This is a genomic window from Paenibacillus sp. FSL R5-0378, from assembly GCF_038009285.1.
In the GTDB taxonomy this organism is placed as follows: Bacteria; Bacillota; Bacilli; order Paenibacillales; family Paenibacillaceae; genus Paenibacillus_AQ; species Paenibacillus_AQ favisporus.
This window is the reverse complement of record NZ_JBBPAY010000001.1, coordinates 2,577,525-2,593,172: the sequence shown is the minus strand read 5'-3', so window position 1 is coordinate 2,593,172 and position 15,648 is coordinate 2,577,525. Positions and strand designations below refer to the sequence as shown.

Genomic DNA, 15,648 nt, shown 5'->3' with positions numbered 1-15,648 from the left:
TTTCTTAAGACTTAGGTAAAGGACTCGTTGGTTCCCGCAGATGGCTTGGGAGCCGATGCGGAAGACGCCGATGGTCTGATCTCGGAATCAACGAGCAGTCTCATTTGCTCCGGATAGCCGTAAGTGCCGTGTTCGCTGATGTCCAGACCCATCATTTCTTCTTCTTCGGTAACGCGAATTCCCATCGTTGCTTTCATAATAGCGATGACGATGAAGGAGATCACGAGAACGAATACGAACGCCCCGAGGACACCCAGCACTTGAACGCCCAGCTGCGAGAATCCACCGCCATAGAACAGTCCGGGTTTTCCGACGCCAGTAATCTCAACAAGCTTCGGCGTTGCAAACAACCCTGTGGAAACGGCACCCCAAATCCCGGCAATACCGTGTACGGAAAAAGCGTAAATCGGATCGTCAAGGCCCGCTCTCTCAAACCATTGAGCCGTGAAGAAGGTAATGATACCGGCAACCGCACCGATCACGATTGCTGCCCACGCATCCACGAATGCACAAGAACCGGTGATAGCAACGAGAGCGGCCAAAACGCCGTTCAGCATGCTAGGGATATCGGCTTTGCCGAATATTGCCCAGGAAATCAGCAGGGCGGCAACAGCACCGGCAGCTACAGCCAGGTTGGTGGTCAAGGCCACATATCCGAAAAATCCGTCCATCAGCGGTGTCAGCGCACTGCCAGGGTTAAAACCGAACCAGCCGATCCACAGAATAAACACGCCAAGTACCGATAATACCTGATTGTGACCCGGAATGCTGTTAGGCTTGCCGTCCTTGTTGTATTTGCCAAGGCGCGGCTTCAGCATGTAAGTGATGACCAGGGCTGCGGTCGCACCTGTCAGATGCACGACGGTCGATCCGGCGTAGTCCTGCATACCCAATTGGCCCAACCAGCCTCCGCCCCATACCCAGTGGGCAACAACCGGATAAATCACGATCATAAAAATGGTTCCAAATACGATATATACGCTTAATTTAGCGCGTTCCGCCATACCGCCGCAGGCAATGGCCAGCGATACGGCCGCAAAGGACAGTTGGAACAAAAACTTAACCGTCAGCGACGCATCCGATGCGGATAAGGAATCAAAGGACGCCGCCATGGAATCGCCGGTCAGGAAAAATCCCGTCGTTCCGAATAAACTGTTCCCATTGCCGAACCCAAGGCCAAAACCGACTGCCCAGAAAACGACGATGGCAATTCCGAGTGTCAGTACGGTCTTCCCTGCGATATGACCCGCGTTCTTCATCCGCACCGTACCGGCTTCCAAAAGCGCGAAACCCGCCTGCATAAAAAACACGAGCATAGCAGCCATAAATACGAAGAAGGTGTTCAACCCAGCCTGTAGTTGAACGTTGGTCGCCCCGTCATCGGCTGCAAAAACCGTTACGGGAAACGTCAACAATGTAAGCATTAATAACATGATTCCTAACCATTTTCTTTTCATGTACCCCATTCCCCCAATGTCAATATTTCTAACACAAAGTGAAATTCTTAATGACATTATAAGCCGATAGTCCTGAAATTGACAAGATATTTTTTGAAAATACTGAAAAAATGTTTCTGATGTAATATTAACTTACAATGTCAGCTTTACAGGAAAAGCATGACGTTTGACTGTACGGTTCGGATTCATGTATCATAATTTAAGTAATATAATATGGAAACGAGCATTCGTTTAATTTCCTGCGAGGTGATATAGGATGGGGATATGATACTGTATCGGATCGGTGAATTAGCTAAGGCTGGTGGTGTCAGCGAGCGTACAATTGATTATTACACCAAGCTGGGATTGATTTTTCCAGAGAAGCGCACGCTTAAGAATTACCGTTTGTACAGCCATGAAACCTTGGTCCGGCTTAAACGTATTAATGAATTGAAACAAGAGAAATATAGTTTGGATGAGATTAAAGAGATGCTTGAGAAGTGGGATTCGGTTCCGGAAGAGAAGCAGGTGTCCGACAAGCTGTCTCACCTCGAGCTTCATATGCAGCAGCTGCAGCGCGAAGTGAAGGAACTCGAACCGCTGATTAAGCAAATGAAGCCAAGCCATGCGCGGCTGGTGCTGCTGAATCTCCTCCCGCAAGGTGCGGCGTGCATCGAGGCCATTCGCCTCTTCCTTGAACAGCACGGCCCAACCCTCTAGTTTCCCGCAAAATAAAGCAGGAGGTATGGAAATGTATTTCGACGGAATGTATATACTTATCATTATTGCATTTCTGTTTTCGCTCTGGGCACAGTTTCGAGTTCAGGGTACCTTCAAGAAGTGGTCCACGGTTCAGGCGAACAGCGGCATGACCGGATATGACGCGGCCCGGCACATGCTGGATACCCACGGGCTGCATGACGTGCCGATCGAACCGGTACGCGGAGCCCTCTCCGACCACTACGACCCGATTAACCGCGTCGTCCGCCTGTCGGAACCGGTATATTACGAGAGCTCCATCTCGGCGATTTCCGTTGCTTGTCACGAGATCGGCCACGCCATTCAGCATAAGGAGCACTATCCGATGCTGGTACTGCGCCACCGGATTTTCCCGATCGTTAACTTTGCATCTGGACTTGCTCCGATCCTTCTGATTGCCGGTTTCCTTTTCCAATGGCTTGGACTGATCGGACTCGGCATTATCTTCTTCTCCGTTGCGGTTGCTTTCCAGCTGATCACGCTGCCGGTCGAATTTAACGCAAGTAACCGGGCCCGCGAGATTATGGTTTCGGAAGGATACATCACGAACGAAGAAGAACGGGGCGTGGCCAAGGTGCTGAACTCCGCAGCCCTGACCTATGTTGCAGCGGCGCTGGTTTCCCTGCTCGAACTGCTCCGGTACATTTTGATCTTTACGAACAGCAACAACCGTGACTAATACAAACAAGTATGTAAGTATCCGGCTTCAAATATAAAAATACCCCGTGTCGTTTAACCGACCGGGGTATTTTTATTGTTCTGGTGTAAGCCGAAATATTTAAGCAGAAAGGTGCGGAAAGACTGGGCCACCAGAGGAAGCTTATCGTCCGAACGATGAATCAGCCCGATCGTGCGGGTGACTTTCGGCTCCGAAATTTTAACGCGTGCCGGCTGCAGCGGATTGGTCTGGAACAAGGCCAGCTCCGGCAGGATGCTGACACCCATGCCAGCGGCCACCAGTCCGCGGATCGTGTCGGTCTCCTCACCTTCGAAGGCAATCTTCGGCGTAAAGCCCGCCTCGAGGCAAGCATGCCAGACAATCGGCCGCAAAGAATAGCCTTTGCTGAAGAGAACGAACTTCTCATCCTTCAGCTCGACGAGCTTGATGCTCTCCTTCTCGGCCAACGGATGGTTCGGCGGCAGAATCGCATACAGCTCTTCGGTCAGGATCACTTCGCCTTCCACATGTTCATGCTTTTCCGGGAAAGGTGAAATGAAGGCCAAATCGACTTCCGCCGAGATCACATCACGGATCAAGGACGGGAACATCCCCTGCTTGAAACGGAATTTCACGTTCGGATACCGGCGTTTAAATTCGGCCACCACGGAAGGGATCAAATGAATCCCCAGGCTGTGCGGAAATCCGATACGAATTTCTCCCTGCTCCGGATCCAGAAATTCATGAACCTCCATGACCGCCTTATCCAAATCCTTCAGGATACCCTCCACCCGTTTGCAGAACAGCTGCCCTACGGGGGTTAACTGCAGGTTTCTTCCTTTCTGCATGAATAAGTGGACTCCGAGTTCCTCCTCCAGCTGATGAATCTGCCGGCTCACCGCTGACTGGGCGACATGCAGCTCCTCTGCAGCCTGCGTGACATGCTCCTTCTGTGCTACCTTCAAAAAGTATTGCAACTGTCTTAATTCCACTACTTTCGCTCCATTCTGCTTATACGATACCTGTTCATCCGAGCTTGGCTAGCGGCGCCTTCTCAGCACCCTCGCCATCAGTCCATAAATAAAGAAACCGCCGATCAATCCGCCCATATGGGCCACCCAGTTGATGTTGGATTGTGAAACCCAGGTTACGACGACCCCCACGATCAATATGCCGTACACGGTTTTCCGGGAGGCGTCGTCCATCCACTGCCGCTGAAGCAAAGCGATATACAGATAGGCGCCGTAAATGCCGTAAATCGCTCCTGAAGCGCCTATGGAGATCAGAATCTCTCCGGTACGGTTGTAATGAGCCACTGTCATCAAATTGCCCAGAATACCGCTTAACAAGTACAGCAGCCCGTATCGCCAAGAACCAAGCAGCCTCTCCAGTGGCGGGGCAAACACGAGCAGCGCGAAGCTGTTAAACAGCAAATGGGAAAAACCCGCATGCAAAAACATGGAGCTGACATATCTCCACCACTCATTATATTGATCGATGTTCGTCAGTGCTCCAAACCGGATCAGCGTTTCATTGTTGGTGGAGCCCCCGTTAAAGGCCATAATGAGAAACATCACCAGGTTGATGACAAAGAGCAGCGTCGTGATCGGGTAGTACTTCAAATAACTTTTCAGATTCTCATAACGTACAAATAACATGTTATCCTTCCTTCTATAACCGAGTAAACCGCCGACGAAATTGGACAATGCCTTTTTAAAAAGATTATAATGGACTTTGTCACGAATCACCAATTTTTGATAACCAGGAAGGAGATTTCATATGGCACAAGAACGTACCAATGCAGCTACATTCAAAGGCAATCCGATTACCCTCATTGGCCCGGAACTTCATGTGGGCGACGCCGCTCCGGATTTCAAGGTCAGCAAAAATTTGCTTGAAGAGGCTACTCTTAAGGATTATGCCGGTAAAATCAAATTAATTAGTGTCGTTCCTTCTCTTGATACGGGAGTATGTGACGCCCAAACGCGCCGTTTCAACGAAGAAGCCGCCGGCCTTGGCGACGACGTGATCGTGCTGACCATCAGCGCCGACCTTCCATTCGCCCAGGAACGCTGGTGTGCCGCTGCCGGAATCGACCGTGTCGTGACCCTTTCCGACCACAAGGAGATGTCGTTCGGCGACGCGTACGGTGTTCATATTAAGGAATTCCGTCTGGACATGCGCTCCATTTTCGTCGTGGACAAAAACGACAAGATTACATATGTCGAGTACCTGAAGGAAATGGCCGAGCATCCGAACTACGAAAATGCCGTAGCAGCCGTTAAAGAACTGCTGTAATTCGGCTTAAGCCGCCATGTTCCCATAAAAAGCGGGAGAAAGAGCTGATCTTTCTCCCGCTTTTTCCTTACTCATTGTGTTATTTTGTATTTAGCCAGTTTCTTATCCAATATGCCGAACAAGTTTAAAATAATCCGGTAATTATACCCCAGATCCCCCAGCGAGCCCCGGGAGGCGGAATACATATCAACAGCGGTGCGGACTGGACCAACCGATAGCACCGAAATGGTAATATCCACGGTACGGCCAAGCGAGGTTCTCTTCTCCAGCGTGATTTCCCCGACGGAAGACACCTCGTGCAGCACTTTGTAGCCAGGAATTTTTTTAAGTGTCGAGGAGATTTCCTCCCATGCCTTGTCTTTCGATAAATTGTAATAGCGCGTTTTCATTTTAGGATCCTTCGCGCGGTCGCTTGTTCCTTCTTGACTGCGAATGACCCCCACTAGAACTCTCTTTAGCGACAAGACCTTTCCTCCTTTATAGTAAACATCATCAATACTTAACAGTTTATCATTGTTACGGTCAGAACAAAAGAGTAAGTACGGATTGATGCCGGAGATTCAACAAAAAAACACCCCAATCCGGAAATAGAACCGGCTGGGATGTTCTCTATTCTGCACCATCATGGTCGCAATGGGTTCATCGACAAAATAAAAACCCGCCTATGCCGTCCGGTTAAATTGTCTTCTGAACCTGCTCTAGCAGGTGGGTGATCGCATAAGCGGTTTTGAAGTCCCCATGTCATATAGACAGGGCGTTTCAGCTGCGCTTCATATAGATCTCCCTCAGACATTATCATTGGTTCAAAACAACGATTAACCGTGGCGAACATCGCAGGATGTAGTCTTATTATAGACCGAAATCGTCAGCATGTAAACGAAATGGTAAAAATTTAGAAGAAAATTATCGCTTGCTGGCTTAGTTTCTTTTACCCGGCTCATCGCCATTTGAAACGCTTTCTTCGTACCATTCATCTCTCTTGTCCGGATCGCCCTGCAAACTTACGGAATCATCTGCGTCAGCGGCTTCCTGCTGCGCCTCTTCTTCCTTCTGTTTGAGCCGCTCCGCTTGCTCCTGCATCTTCATGTAGGTGCCGTAGAAGTTGAAAAACGCCCACAATGCGATGACGCTACCGCCAAAGAAGAAGATCAGCGCAGGATACTTAGACCCGATAAACAGGACGACCGCACTCCCGAGCACGGTAGCAAGCACCCGGAAAGGGCGGATGATCGTAATCAGAATCGCGTTCTTCAAAATCTGTCCGATGGACATATGGTAATGAACGATCATCGAGAAAAAGTTGAACATCGACAGAAACAGAACGATCAGCAGGATCAGCATCACAATCCCGATCAGCTGCATATTGCGGAACTGGGTCATATAGACCGTATAATCCACCATCATAATAACCAGCAGCAGCACGTAGAAAATGCCGCCGACCATGCTTTGTTTGTAGTTTTCCTTGTACGCTCTGAAATAGGTGCTGAAAATTTTAATATCGGTATCGCCCATCACCCATTTACGTACCACTGCAAACAGCGCCGCCGTTGCAGGGAACAATGTAAACGGTGCCACGATTCCCATAGCCCAGTTCATCTGCAGCGACTCGTTAGCCCCCGTTACCAACAGCTTCGTTACGAGAAAAAAGAAGAACGGGATCGAACACAGCATCCACAAGATATTGCTGTAAGCTATCCGGGTAATCCACTCTGTAATTTTGTAAATTCCACCCATTGCACCTTTGAATTCCAAGTAAAAGTCTCCTCCTCCACTAACATGCCTGTACCTTAATAATACCGCATTAGGGACATACATTGCCAGAGCCTAATTTCCGGCATCTGGGTGTTGGTCTATACATGCGGGCGAAAACCGTCATAAGATACACCGTAATCCAAAAGAGTTCAACTTTTTGAAGGAGGTTATGTTCAATGTCTCACGCTGTAGGCGGAGTTGGTTATGGTTACGGTCATGGCCTTTGGGGTTCCACAGGCGCCATTCTGGTGCTGTTCATCCTGCTCGTTATCATCACTCGCGCATTCATCTGGTAATTTGATGATATGAAAAAAGAGGCGAAGTGCACGCGGCACTTCGCCTCTTTGTTATGTTCTTACTTCTCGTAAGAATCTTCGCGTTTCGTAGTACGGCGTCCCTCGCTGCTGCTGGTCCGCGGTTTACGGTCGCCGCGGTACGAATCCCCGCGTCCGCTGTAGCTCTTGCTGTAGCCGCCGCGTCCATCGCCGCGGTCACGGTTGTACCCTCCGCCGCTGCGGCTGCCGCTGCTGCCGCCGCGATAGCCGCCGGACGGTTTGCGTCCGCTGCGCAAGTCTGGCTTGCCGCTGTGACGGCGCTTGACGCGGATCGGGTCTTCCGGCGTCAGCTGGATATCCGAATCCTTCTTCTCGCCTGTCAGCATCTTCAATGCCGCAGACAGCAGCTGCACGGAGTCGTACTGCTCCAGCAGTTGGATGGCTAGTCCTTTGTATTCGTTCAATTCGCCCTTCTCCACGGTTTCAAGCAATCTTTCTGCTGTCACGCGCTGTTTGCCTTCGATGGCTTCGGCCAGCGTAGGGAGCGGCTTGCGCGGAATACGGTGGCGGGTTACGCGTTCGATCAGGTGCAGATGATCCATTTCGCGCGGAGTAACGAAGGTCCACGCGGTTCCTTCTTTCCCGGCACGGCCGGTACGTCCGATCCGGTGCACGTAGCTTTCCGGATCCTGAGGAAGGTCAAAGTTCACAACGTGGGTAACGCCGGATACGTCAAGGCCGCGGGCCGCAACGTCCGTAGCTACCAGCACGTCGATGCTTCCGTCACGGAATTTGCGCATCACGGTGTCGCGCTGGTTCTGGGACAGGTCGCCGTGCAGGCCGTCCGCGGAATATCCGCGCTTCTGCAGGGCTTCGGCCAACTCGTCGACACGGCGCTTCGTGCGTCCGAAAACGATGGCAAGCTCCGGAGATTCCATATCGATCAAGCGGCTGAGCGCTTCAAACTTCTGGCGTTCCGGCACTTCAATATAAGCCTGGTCGATCAGAGGTGCGCTGACTTGTTTCGGAATAACGGAAACATGCTCCGGATTTTTCAAAAATTGCTGAGCCAGCTTCTGAATGTTCGGCGGCATCGTCGCGGAGAACAGCATCGTTTGGCGTTCTTCCGGCACCAGCTTCAGGATCGTTTGGATGTCCTCCATGAAGCCCATATCCAGCATTTCGTCGGCTTCGTCCAAAATGACGGTTTCGACGTCGTCCAGGCGGATCGTTTTGCGGTTAATGTGGTCAAGCAAACGGCCTGGCGTACCGATAATAATTTGAGGCTTCTTCTTTAGCGCCCGGATCTGGCGTCCGATGTCTTGACCGCCGTAAATCGGCAGCGAGCCAATTCCTTTGAAACGGGTCAATTTTCCGATTTCCTCTGCGACCTGAATCGCAAGCTCACGGGTAGGTGTCATAATGAGGGCGACGATTTTATCCGTATCTTTGGAGATTTTATTAATCAGCGGAATACCAAAGGCAGCGGTTTTGCCTGTACCCGTCTGTGCTTGGCCAATCATGTCCCGTCCGCTCATTGCGATCGGAATGGATTGTGCCTGAATCGGTGTCGCTTCCTCAAATCCAAGCTCCGTAATGGCCTGCAATACCTTTGGTTCGAGGCCTAATTCTGCGAAATTTTTCAAATTTTTCATACTCCTTCTATAAAGTGGACATACCACAATCTTGTCTGTATTCTTAAGTAGCGGTAAACATTATATAGGGTAGCCAAACTTCGATCAAATTTTTCATGGCTTCGATTCTCTATAGCGTTTATCCGGGCAAACAAAACAGCCTACAGAATTTAGTAAACGGTAATTATTCTCCTGAAACAATGCAAAATAATACTATTGTACAACCGTACTCAAGAACATCTAATACATTATATCACAAACCAAATTACAAACACCAGTCAAGCTGAAACAACTTTCACTCGTCTTGCAGAAAATTACATAATGAGGTGATGAGCTTGGAGCTCAAAAATATTTGGAAGTATGTGGTTGTAGTCCTTGGTGCGGCTTTTATTGCCTGCGGGTTCAATTTATTCCTCGTACCGCTTCATTTGCTGAGCGGGGGCGTTTCGGGCCTGTCCATGCTCGTGAATTATTTTACACCGATCAGTCTCAGCGTTCTTTATTTCGTGTTTAACATACCGATGCTTGTCGCCGGCTGGTTCCAGCTCGGCAAACGTTTCATAATCCTGAGTATTCTTTCGGTCGTCGCCACAACGTGGCTGATCGCGGTAGTCCCCGAAACGTCCCTCGTGTCCGATACGCTGCTGGCTGCGGTATTCGGCGGCGTCCTCGTCGGGATCGGGGCAGGCATCTCTTTCCGGGCTGGCGGCTCCTCCGGCGGGTTCGATATTATCGGGTCCATCGTTACGCGTTACCGCGACTTCCCGATCGGAAACATACTGGTGTCCATGAATGGGGTCGTGATTCTCGCAGCCGGTTACTTACAGAACAATTGGAACCTGGCGCTCGCCTCCATCGTTTCCATTTTCGTCACCGGCAAGGTCGTGGACATGATCCACGTCAGCCATTTCAAGGTCACTGTGTACATCATCACGAACGAGACGGATGCCCTTCTTCAACAGCTGCTGGAACGTCCGCGCGGCGTAACCAAGATCAAGACGCAGGGCGCCTTTTCCAATGTGGAAAAGGATATGCTGATGACCGTTACCACACGGTACGAATTGGCCGAGCTGAAGCGCATCATCAAGCAGACCGACCCGAAGGCGTTCGTCAACATTGTCGAGACCGTCGGGGTGATGGGTTCCTTCCGCAGAAGCTGATTTTTGTATGCGCTGTGTAAAAAAAACACCGAATGTGGTATATTAATAGTGCGCGCTTCCTACAATAGTTCCATGAGATTAGGATAGACCCGAATTTCCCAAAGCACCAAAACGCTTTTCCGATTCGCCTTGCGTTGGATCATCTGACTGTGAAGATTCGAAGGAGGAAAGGGTGATTTTTGTGGAAATGGAAATGGAAACGGTAAAGTTGTCCCAAATCGTCATGAAATGGTTCCCGGATATGATGCCATTCTTGAAGCAAAATGAACTGAATTCCCTCATTGTGCTGCGGGACGGACTTAGCATTCTGGAACAAGAAGATGCCATGGAGATCATCCAGTACAGCATCTGTGAACATCAGAGCTCCGCGCTGCTTCACTGATTTATAGCAAGTAGCAAGTGCTTGAATAACATGCCATTCGCGAATGGCCGCTTTCGGCGGCAGCGCGGGTGGCATTTTTATTTGGCCTGAAGCGGCCACCGGGCACGGGAACTGCAATTTTGTCAAAATGTTGGAAGTCGCTTTTCCCGCAAGTATTTAAGCATCACGGTGGCAACCCTACGGAAGAGGGAGACCGTTTGATTCCAAGCTGATCCGTTTAAGAAAAGGAAAGGCGCCCCAGATTCCAGCCGCGCAGCCTTCGCCAAATGATTACAAAGCTGTTGCACCAAACAGGAGGTCGTTCCGATATAATTGACATGTAAAGCCACTCAAGGGGAGAGAGTATTATGAATATTATTTGGGCGCTGCTGCTGTTGCTCGGCAGCAGTGCCGGTCATCCGCAGCAGGACAGCACTCATCCGTTAAGCCAATTGTTTCAGGCAACCGTTCATTCCGCAATGATCGCATCCCAACAAGACGTTCCGGTCAGCGCAGACCACCCGCCCGTCAAGGTAGATCCGCAGGTCACCGCCCCCAAAGTCAAAGGGATTTACGTTACCGCATACAGCGCCGGCGGTTCACGCATGAATCAGCTGCTGGATCTCATCGACAAAACCGATTTGAACGCCATGGTGGTCGACATCAAAGACGATGCAGGATACATAACCTATAAGACGGACAATGCCACGTTGAAGCAGATGGGCAAACCGCAGCCGTTCATTCCCGACATCAACCAGCTGATGCAGCGCCTGAACAAGCATAAGGTGTACCCTATTGCCCGGGTGGTCGTATTCAAAGATACGGTCCTTGCCAAGAAGCGGCCGGATCTATCGTTTAAAAATCCGGACGGAACCCTCTGGGAGAACGGCAAAGGAGACAGCTTCGTCAACCCGTACAGCAAGGAAGTATGGGATTATAACATCGCGATTGCCAAGGAAGCGGCCAAGCTTGGCTTTAAAGAAATTCAGTTCGATTATGTACGGTTCCCGGAAGGATTCGAGAAGCGGGCTGATACACTGAAATACGTTAAGAACGATAAATCCCGTGTGGATACGGTCGCAGAGTTCGTCCAGTATGCCCGCAAGCAGCTGGCCCCTCTCGGCATTCGCGTGTCGGTGGACATCTTCGGTTATGCGGCGTCCGTTCCGGCGGCCGAAGGGATCGGTCAGGATTTCGGCAAAATCTCCGAAAACGTGGATGTCATCAGTCCGATGGTGTATCCGAGCCATTACACGACAGGCTGGTTCGGCGCCCAGGATCCGGACAAGGAGCCTTACAAGACGATCAAGGGCTCTATGGCCGATACGCACAAAAAGCTGGATCCGCTCAAAGACCGCAAGCCGATCATCCGCCCGTGGATTCAGGATTTTACCGCAAGCTGGCTCGGCAGCGGCCATTATGAGAAGTACGGCAAGCAGCAGGTACAGGATCAGATTCGCGCCTTGAAAGACGCCGGCGTGGACGAATACTTGCTGTGGAACGCTTCGAACCGGTATTCCCAAGGCGTGGCCTACAAATAAGAGGTACCGTCTAGATCAAACGGCATGATTATAAACGCACTTCTTTATCCCGGCGGCTTTCGCCGGGTTTTATTTATTTGAACAGAGCCCTGTTCAAACCGGTGTGCCATGGTTTACAATAATAGTCTTGTCACCTTTATGTCAGAATTCAAGATATCTGTGAGGCTCATTTTATTATGAAAACAACCATGTCGCTCAAGCAAAAAACGATGCAGTTTCTCGTCATCCTGCTGCCGATTCTGGTCACGCAAATCGCGCTTTCCGCGATCACGTTTTTCGATACCAACATGTCCGGCCGGGCCAGCTCGACCGATCTCGCCGGTGTAGCGATCGGCACAAGTCTGTGGATACCGCTCCAAACCGGTCTGAGCGGGATCCTGATGGGCATGACCCCGATCGTGTCGCATCTGGTCGGCGGCGGCAGCCGCAATAAGGTAGCGTATCACGTCGTGCAGGGCCTGTATCTCGCCATATTGCTGGCCCTTGTGATCCTTGGAATCGGCTCGCTGCTGCTTCCCGTTATTTTGGACGGGATGAACCTGGAAGGGAATGTCCGGGACATCGCTTTCCGCTTTTTGAGCTACCTGTCCATCGGCATCGTCCCGATGTTCGGTTATACCGTGCTGCGAAGCTATATCGATGCCCTGGGACAGACCCGGATTTCCATGCTGATCACGCTGATCTCGCTGCCGATTAACGTCGGCTGCAATTACCTGCTGATCTTCGGCAACTGGGGCTTCCCCCGCTTGGGAGGCGCAGGCGCGGGAATCTCATCCGCCATCACTTATTGGTGCGTGTTCCTGATCGCGATCCTGTTCATCCACCGGCTCCATCCGTTCACCGATTACGGCATTTTCCGGAAGCTGTACGGTGTATCGCTTTCCGTGTGGAAGGAGCTGCTGAAGATCGGGGTGCCGATCGGCTTCTCGATCTTTTTTGAAACCGGGGTATTCTCCGGCGTCACCCTGCTGATGAGCCGTTTCGACACGGTGACGATCGCAGCCCATCAGGCGGCGATGAATTTTGCGTCCACACTCTATATGATTCCGCTCAGCATCAGCATGGCGCTCACTATTCTGGTCGGCTACGAAAATGGGGCGGGCCGGCTGCGGGACGCCAGACAATACAGCAGGCTCGGCATTTCCACTGCGGTGGGCCTTTCGCTGATTACCGCCGTCGTCCTGCTCGTAGCCGGACGTTATGTCGCCGGATTTTATTCAGAGGAGAGCCATGTGATTGAACTCATTCAGCATTTTCTGATCTATGCGATTTTCTTCCAAATCTCCGATGCCGTAGCCACCCCCGTTCAGGGCGTACTGCGCGGGTATAAAGACGTCAATCCGGCATTCATCATTACGTTTATTTCGTATTGGGTCATCGGCCTGCCCGTGGGCTACCTTCTGGCCGAGTTCACCCCTCTTCAGGCCTATGGCTATTGGGTCGGCCTGATTACGGGACTCGCGGTCGGCGCGGCCCTTCTGCTCGGACGGCTCGTTAAGATTCAGCGGCGGTTCGCTGCCCCAAGCCGAGCGTAGCCCGCCCGGGTTCCCCCGAGCGGTTACTGAAACTGCGGAAGCGAAACCGGCATACCGCTCTCCCACTTTCGGCTCACTACAAAAAGGCGCTGCAGGGTTAAAACCCGCAGCGCCTTGTCTGTGTTACCGTTATGTTTATTGCGAAAGCCGTGAAGCGAGCTCATACAGCTCCCGGTTAAATTCCTTCTTCGTGTTGACGACCTTATCAATGTCCGTGAGCACGAGCTCGCCTTTAATGATCCCACACGCCTTGTCGGATTCACCCGCGATCAGCATACGCACCGCAAAATCGCCCAGACGGCTCGCCAGATTCCGGTCCGCCGGAGTCGGCGTTCCGCCCCGCTGGATATGTCCAAGAACCGTTACCCGCGGTTCCAGAGTAGGGCAGCGGTCGGTCAGGGCTTTGGCAACCTCTTCCCCGCTTCCCACACCTTCCGCCACGAGCACGATACTGTGCCGTTTGCCATGAGCAAAGTTCTGCTTCATCCGCTCCGTAATTTCATCCATGTCATGCGGCATTTCCGGCACGAGGATCGTCTCCGCACCCGAAGCGAGGCCCGCATGCAAAGCGATATCGCCGCAGTGTCTTCCCATGACTTCCACAATCGAGGACCGCTCGTGCGAGGACATGGTGTCGCGCAGCTTGTTTACCGCATCAACGACGATGCTGACGGCGGTATCGAATCCAATGGTGTAGTCCGTAAACGCGATATCGTTATCGATCGTTCCGGGCAGCGCCATCGTATTGATGCCGAGCTTGCTGAGCTTATTGGCACCCTGGTATGAGCCATCGCCGCCGATGACGACAAGGCCGTCGATTCCGTGCTTGCGGAGGATTTCCGCACCCTTCTGCTGGCCTTCCGGCGTCATAAATTCCTTACAGCGTGCCGATTGGAGAATGGTGCCGCCGCGCTGGATAATATCGCCCACGCTGCGCAGATCCATCGAAAAGATGTCGTCGTTCAGCAGGCCGTGATACCCGCGCTGAATGCCGTAAACCTCAAGTCCGTGATACAAGCCGCTGCGTACGACGGCGCGTACGGCTGCGTTCATCCCTTGCGAATCTCCGCCACTGGTTAGTATTGCGATTTTTTTGACTGCCATGTTATTTCCTCCTCTTATCACTCGTACAAATGCTTGCGGATCCACCGGCTGTTGAAGAAGAAGAATAAGCGGGTAAGCGGGCTTCCCTTCATCAAACGTTTGGATACGGAGCGAACTTCCTGCTGCTCGCTGACTTTGGGATCGGATAAATAGATTGCCAGCAGCCCCTCAATGATCATCCGATGGAACGGGGGCACCGGGATGGCTGCAACATCCTTCCGGGCCGATTCCACAATAAAGGCAATCCGGTCCAGCATGACTTCGGGGCTCTCATAGTAATTGCAAAAATTGAGGTCTCCGCCAAGCCGATCCTCTTCCTGATCAATCAGGTAATCCAGCATAATATGCAGACAGCAAACATGTGGAAAATATGACGCATGAATGGAGGCGGCGGCAGTGCTGCTCAAATGGCGGTCGCTTGCGGCCAGAAAGAGCATGAACACGCCCAAGGTCGAACCGGTTGCCGCGGCGAACTCGTTCCATTGAAGCTGGGGAGTCCGTTCACGATGAAGCTCCCACCATTCAAGCAGCGCCGGTTCTCTTAACTCCGGTTTGATGTGCTTGTAAACCTGCAGGTCGGTATACAGGCCCGCTAAATCCCGGATAAAGGGCATCGCGGCAGCGTATCCGGGCAGCTGGCGTATGCAGCTTTGGCAGGTTGTCACCAACCCATGCAAATAACCTCCGTCATTCTGCTCCTGACGAAGTGCATAGTAATTGACAGGTTCAGCCGCCGGGTCGATCGCATCCAGCATCGATTGGTGAAGCAGGCGGAAATCTTCGGCTTCCATGGATGTGCTGCGGTCACACAGGTTATCCAGATAGTCGCTGATCGTCTGATAGGCCACGATGAGCTTGGTAAGTATAAGCCGCTCCGGCAGCGGAACGGCGGCATAGACGCCTCCGCCCTCACAGTGAAATTGCTTCGTCTCTATACTCGCCAAGGCTTGCTTTCTCAGCTCGGGATCAGGGATGTTCCCTGCCTTCCTCCGCCATCCGTCCAGTTCTTTTCGCACTTCCGGCAATATATGCTTGTACACCCGGCTCATTAAACTGACAGGATTCCGGGGAACTTGATATCGAGTTTGCCTATTTTCATTCAAGACGGTGCCTCCACATTGTTGTCTACTTGTAT

At 51.6% G+C, this 15,648-nt stretch carries 16 protein-coding genes and 1 other RNA gene; 8 read left to right on the top strand and 9 right to left on the bottom strand.

What is annotated here, in order from left to right; genetic code table 11:
- Window positions 1-11 precede the first annotated feature (11 nt).
- On the bottom strand, window positions 12-1,457 hold the full coding sequence (locus MKY74_RS12235) for an ammonium transporter (protein ID WP_076170231.1): 1,446 nt from the start codon (window positions 1,455-1,457) through the stop codon (window positions 12-14).
- 264 nt (window positions 1,458-1,721) lie between these two features.
- On the opposite strand from MKY74_RS12235, the gene MKY74_RS12230 reads away from it, so the two are divergent.
- Window positions 1,722-2,156 carry a MerR family transcriptional regulator gene (locus MKY74_RS12230; RefSeq protein ID WP_076170232.1) on the top strand — a complete coding sequence of 145 codons (435 nt, stop codon included), beginning with the start codon at window positions 1,722-1,724 and terminating at the stop codon, window positions 2,154-2,156.
- A gap of 31 nt (window positions 2,157-2,187) precedes the next feature.
- Window positions 2,188-2,874, top strand: coding sequence for a zinc metallopeptidase (locus MKY74_RS12225; RefSeq protein ID WP_076170233.1), 687 nt, complete (start codon window positions 2,188-2,190; stop codon window positions 2,872-2,874).
- A gap of 53 nt (window positions 2,875-2,927) precedes the next feature.
- Here MKY74_RS12225 and MKY74_RS12220 read toward each other — a convergent pair whose 3' ends face one another.
- Window positions 2,928-3,845: a LysR family transcriptional regulator gene (locus tag MKY74_RS12220; protein ID WP_076170234.1), complete on the bottom strand. Its 918-nt coding sequence runs from the start codon at window positions 3,843-3,845 to the stop codon at window positions 2,928-2,930.
- 48 nt (window positions 3,846-3,893) lie between these two features.
- Window positions 3,894-4,511 carry a rhomboid family intramembrane serine protease gene (locus MKY74_RS12215; RefSeq protein ID WP_076170235.1) on the bottom strand — a complete coding sequence of 206 codons (618 nt, stop codon included), beginning with the start codon at window positions 4,509-4,511 and terminating at the stop codon, window positions 3,894-3,896.
- Window positions 4,512-4,632: 121 nt separating this feature from the next.
- Here MKY74_RS12215 and tpx point away from each other — a divergent pair, with 121 nt between their 5' ends.
- Complete coding sequence (gene tpx, locus MKY74_RS12210; protein ID WP_076170236.1) at window positions 4,633-5,151, top strand: thiol peroxidase; 519 nt, start codon at window positions 4,633-4,635, stop codon at window positions 5,149-5,151.
- 71 nt (window positions 5,152-5,222) lie between these two features.
- On the opposite strand, the gene MKY74_RS12205 is transcribed toward tpx, so the two are convergent.
- From MKY74_RS12205 to MKY74_RS12195, 3 genes are all read right to left on the bottom strand, one after another.
- Entirely contained in the window at window positions 5,223-5,615 is a 393-nt protein-coding gene (locus tag MKY74_RS12205; protein WP_076170237.1) for a DUF1499 domain-containing protein, read from the bottom strand.
- A 187-nt stretch (window positions 5,616-5,802) separates the two neighbouring features.
- Window positions 5,803-5,994: non-coding RNA, 6S RNA (gene ssrS / locus MKY74_RS12200), on the bottom strand.
- 75 nt (window positions 5,995-6,069) lie between these two features.
- Window positions 6,070-6,903, bottom strand: a complete 834-nt coding sequence (locus MKY74_RS12195) for a YesL family protein (RefSeq protein WP_076170238.1) — start codon at window positions 6,901-6,903, stop codon at window positions 6,070-6,072.
- Window positions 6,904-7,079: 176 nt separating this feature from the next.
- Here MKY74_RS12195 and MKY74_RS12190 point away from each other — a divergent pair, with 176 nt between their 5' ends.
- Entirely contained in the window at window positions 7,080-7,199 is a 120-nt protein-coding gene (locus tag MKY74_RS12190) for a YjcZ family sporulation protein (RefSeq protein ID WP_208629305.1), read from the top strand.
- Between the two features lie 59 nt (window positions 7,200-7,258).
- Here the strand turns inward: MKY74_RS12190 and MKY74_RS12185 are convergent, their stop codons facing one another.
- Window positions 7,259-8,824, bottom strand: coding sequence for a DEAD/DEAH box helicase (locus MKY74_RS12185; RefSeq protein WP_089546056.1), 1,566 nt, complete (start codon window positions 8,822-8,824; stop codon window positions 7,259-7,261).
- 323 nt (window positions 8,825-9,147) lie between these two features.
- Here MKY74_RS12185 and MKY74_RS12180 point away from each other — a divergent pair, with 323 nt between their 5' ends.
- The 4 genes from MKY74_RS12180 (at window position 9,148) to MKY74_RS12165 (ending at window position 13,409) form a co-directional block, all read left to right on the top strand.
- Complete coding sequence (locus tag MKY74_RS12180; RefSeq protein ID WP_445671803.1) at window positions 9,148-9,972, top strand: YitT family protein; 825 nt, start codon at window positions 9,148-9,150, stop codon at window positions 9,970-9,972.
- Between the two features lie 187 nt (window positions 9,973-10,159).
- Entirely contained in the window at window positions 10,160-10,354 is a 195-nt protein-coding gene (locus tag MKY74_RS12175; protein ID WP_076170738.1) for a hypothetical protein, read from the top strand.
- Window positions 10,355-10,701: 347 nt separating this feature from the next.
- Entirely contained in the window at window positions 10,702-11,874 is a 1,173-nt protein-coding gene (locus MKY74_RS12170; protein ID WP_076170241.1) for a putative glycoside hydrolase, read from the top strand.
- Between the two features lie 176 nt (window positions 11,875-12,050).
- On the top strand, window positions 12,051-13,409 hold the full coding sequence (locus tag MKY74_RS12165) for an MATE family efflux transporter (RefSeq protein WP_076170242.1): 1,359 nt from the start codon (window positions 12,051-12,053) through the stop codon (window positions 13,407-13,409).
- A 135-nt stretch (window positions 13,410-13,544) separates the two neighbouring features.
- On the opposite strand, the gene pfkA is transcribed toward MKY74_RS12165, so the two are convergent.
- Both pfkA and MKY74_RS12155 read right to left on the bottom strand, forming a co-directional pair.
- Window positions 13,545-14,513 carry a 6-phosphofructokinase gene (pfkA, locus tag MKY74_RS12160; protein WP_076170243.1) on the bottom strand — a complete coding sequence of 323 codons (969 nt, stop codon included), beginning with the start codon at window positions 14,511-14,513 and terminating at the stop codon, window positions 13,545-13,547.
- 17 nt (window positions 14,514-14,530) lie between these two features.
- Window positions 14,531-15,562: a tetraprenyl-beta-curcumene synthase family protein gene (locus tag MKY74_RS12155; protein WP_076170244.1), complete on the bottom strand. Its 1,032-nt coding sequence runs from the start codon at window positions 15,560-15,562 to the stop codon at window positions 14,531-14,533.
- Between the last annotated feature and the right edge of the window lie 86 nt (window positions 15,563-15,648).

Bases quoted from the DNA above. Each gene is read 5' to 3' on its own strand.
- MKY74_RS12235 (WP_076170231.1), bottom strand. From the start codon at position 1,457: ATGAAAAGAAAATGGTTAGGAATCATGTTATTAATGCTTACATTGTTG.
- MKY74_RS12230 (WP_076170232.1), top strand. From the start codon at position 1,722: ATGATACTGTATCGGATCGGTGAATTAGCTAAGGCTGGTGGTGTCAGC.
- MKY74_RS12225 (WP_076170233.1), top strand. From the start codon at position 2,188: ATGTATTTCGACGGAATGTATATACTTATCATTATTGCATTTCTGTTT.
- MKY74_RS12215 (WP_076170235.1), bottom strand. From the start codon at position 4,511: ATGTTATTTGTACGTTATGAGAATCTGAAAAGTTATTTGAAGTACTAC.
- tpx (WP_076170236.1), top strand. From the start codon at position 4,633: ATGGCACAAGAACGTACCAATGCAGCTACATTCAAAGGCAATCCGATT.
- MKY74_RS12190 (WP_208629305.1), top strand. From the start codon at position 7,080: ATGTCTCACGCTGTAGGCGGAGTTGGTTATGGTTACGGTCATGGCCTT.
- MKY74_RS12175 (WP_076170738.1), top strand. From the start codon at position 10,160: ATGGAAATGGAAACGGTAAAGTTGTCCCAAATCGTCATGAAATGGTTC.
- MKY74_RS12170 (WP_076170241.1), top strand. From the start codon at position 10,702: ATGAATATTATTTGGGCGCTGCTGCTGTTGCTCGGCAGCAGTGCCGGT.
- MKY74_RS12165 (WP_076170242.1), top strand. From the start codon at position 12,051: ATGAAAACAACCATGTCGCTCAAGCAAAAAACGATGCAGTTTCTCGTC.
- pfkA (WP_076170243.1), bottom strand. From the start codon at position 14,513: ATGGCAGTCAAAAAAATCGCAATACTAACCAGTGGCGGAGATTCGCAA.
- MKY74_RS12155 (WP_076170244.1), bottom strand. From the start codon at position 15,562: ATGAGCCGGGTGTACAAGCATATATTGCCGGAAGTGCGAAAAGAACTG.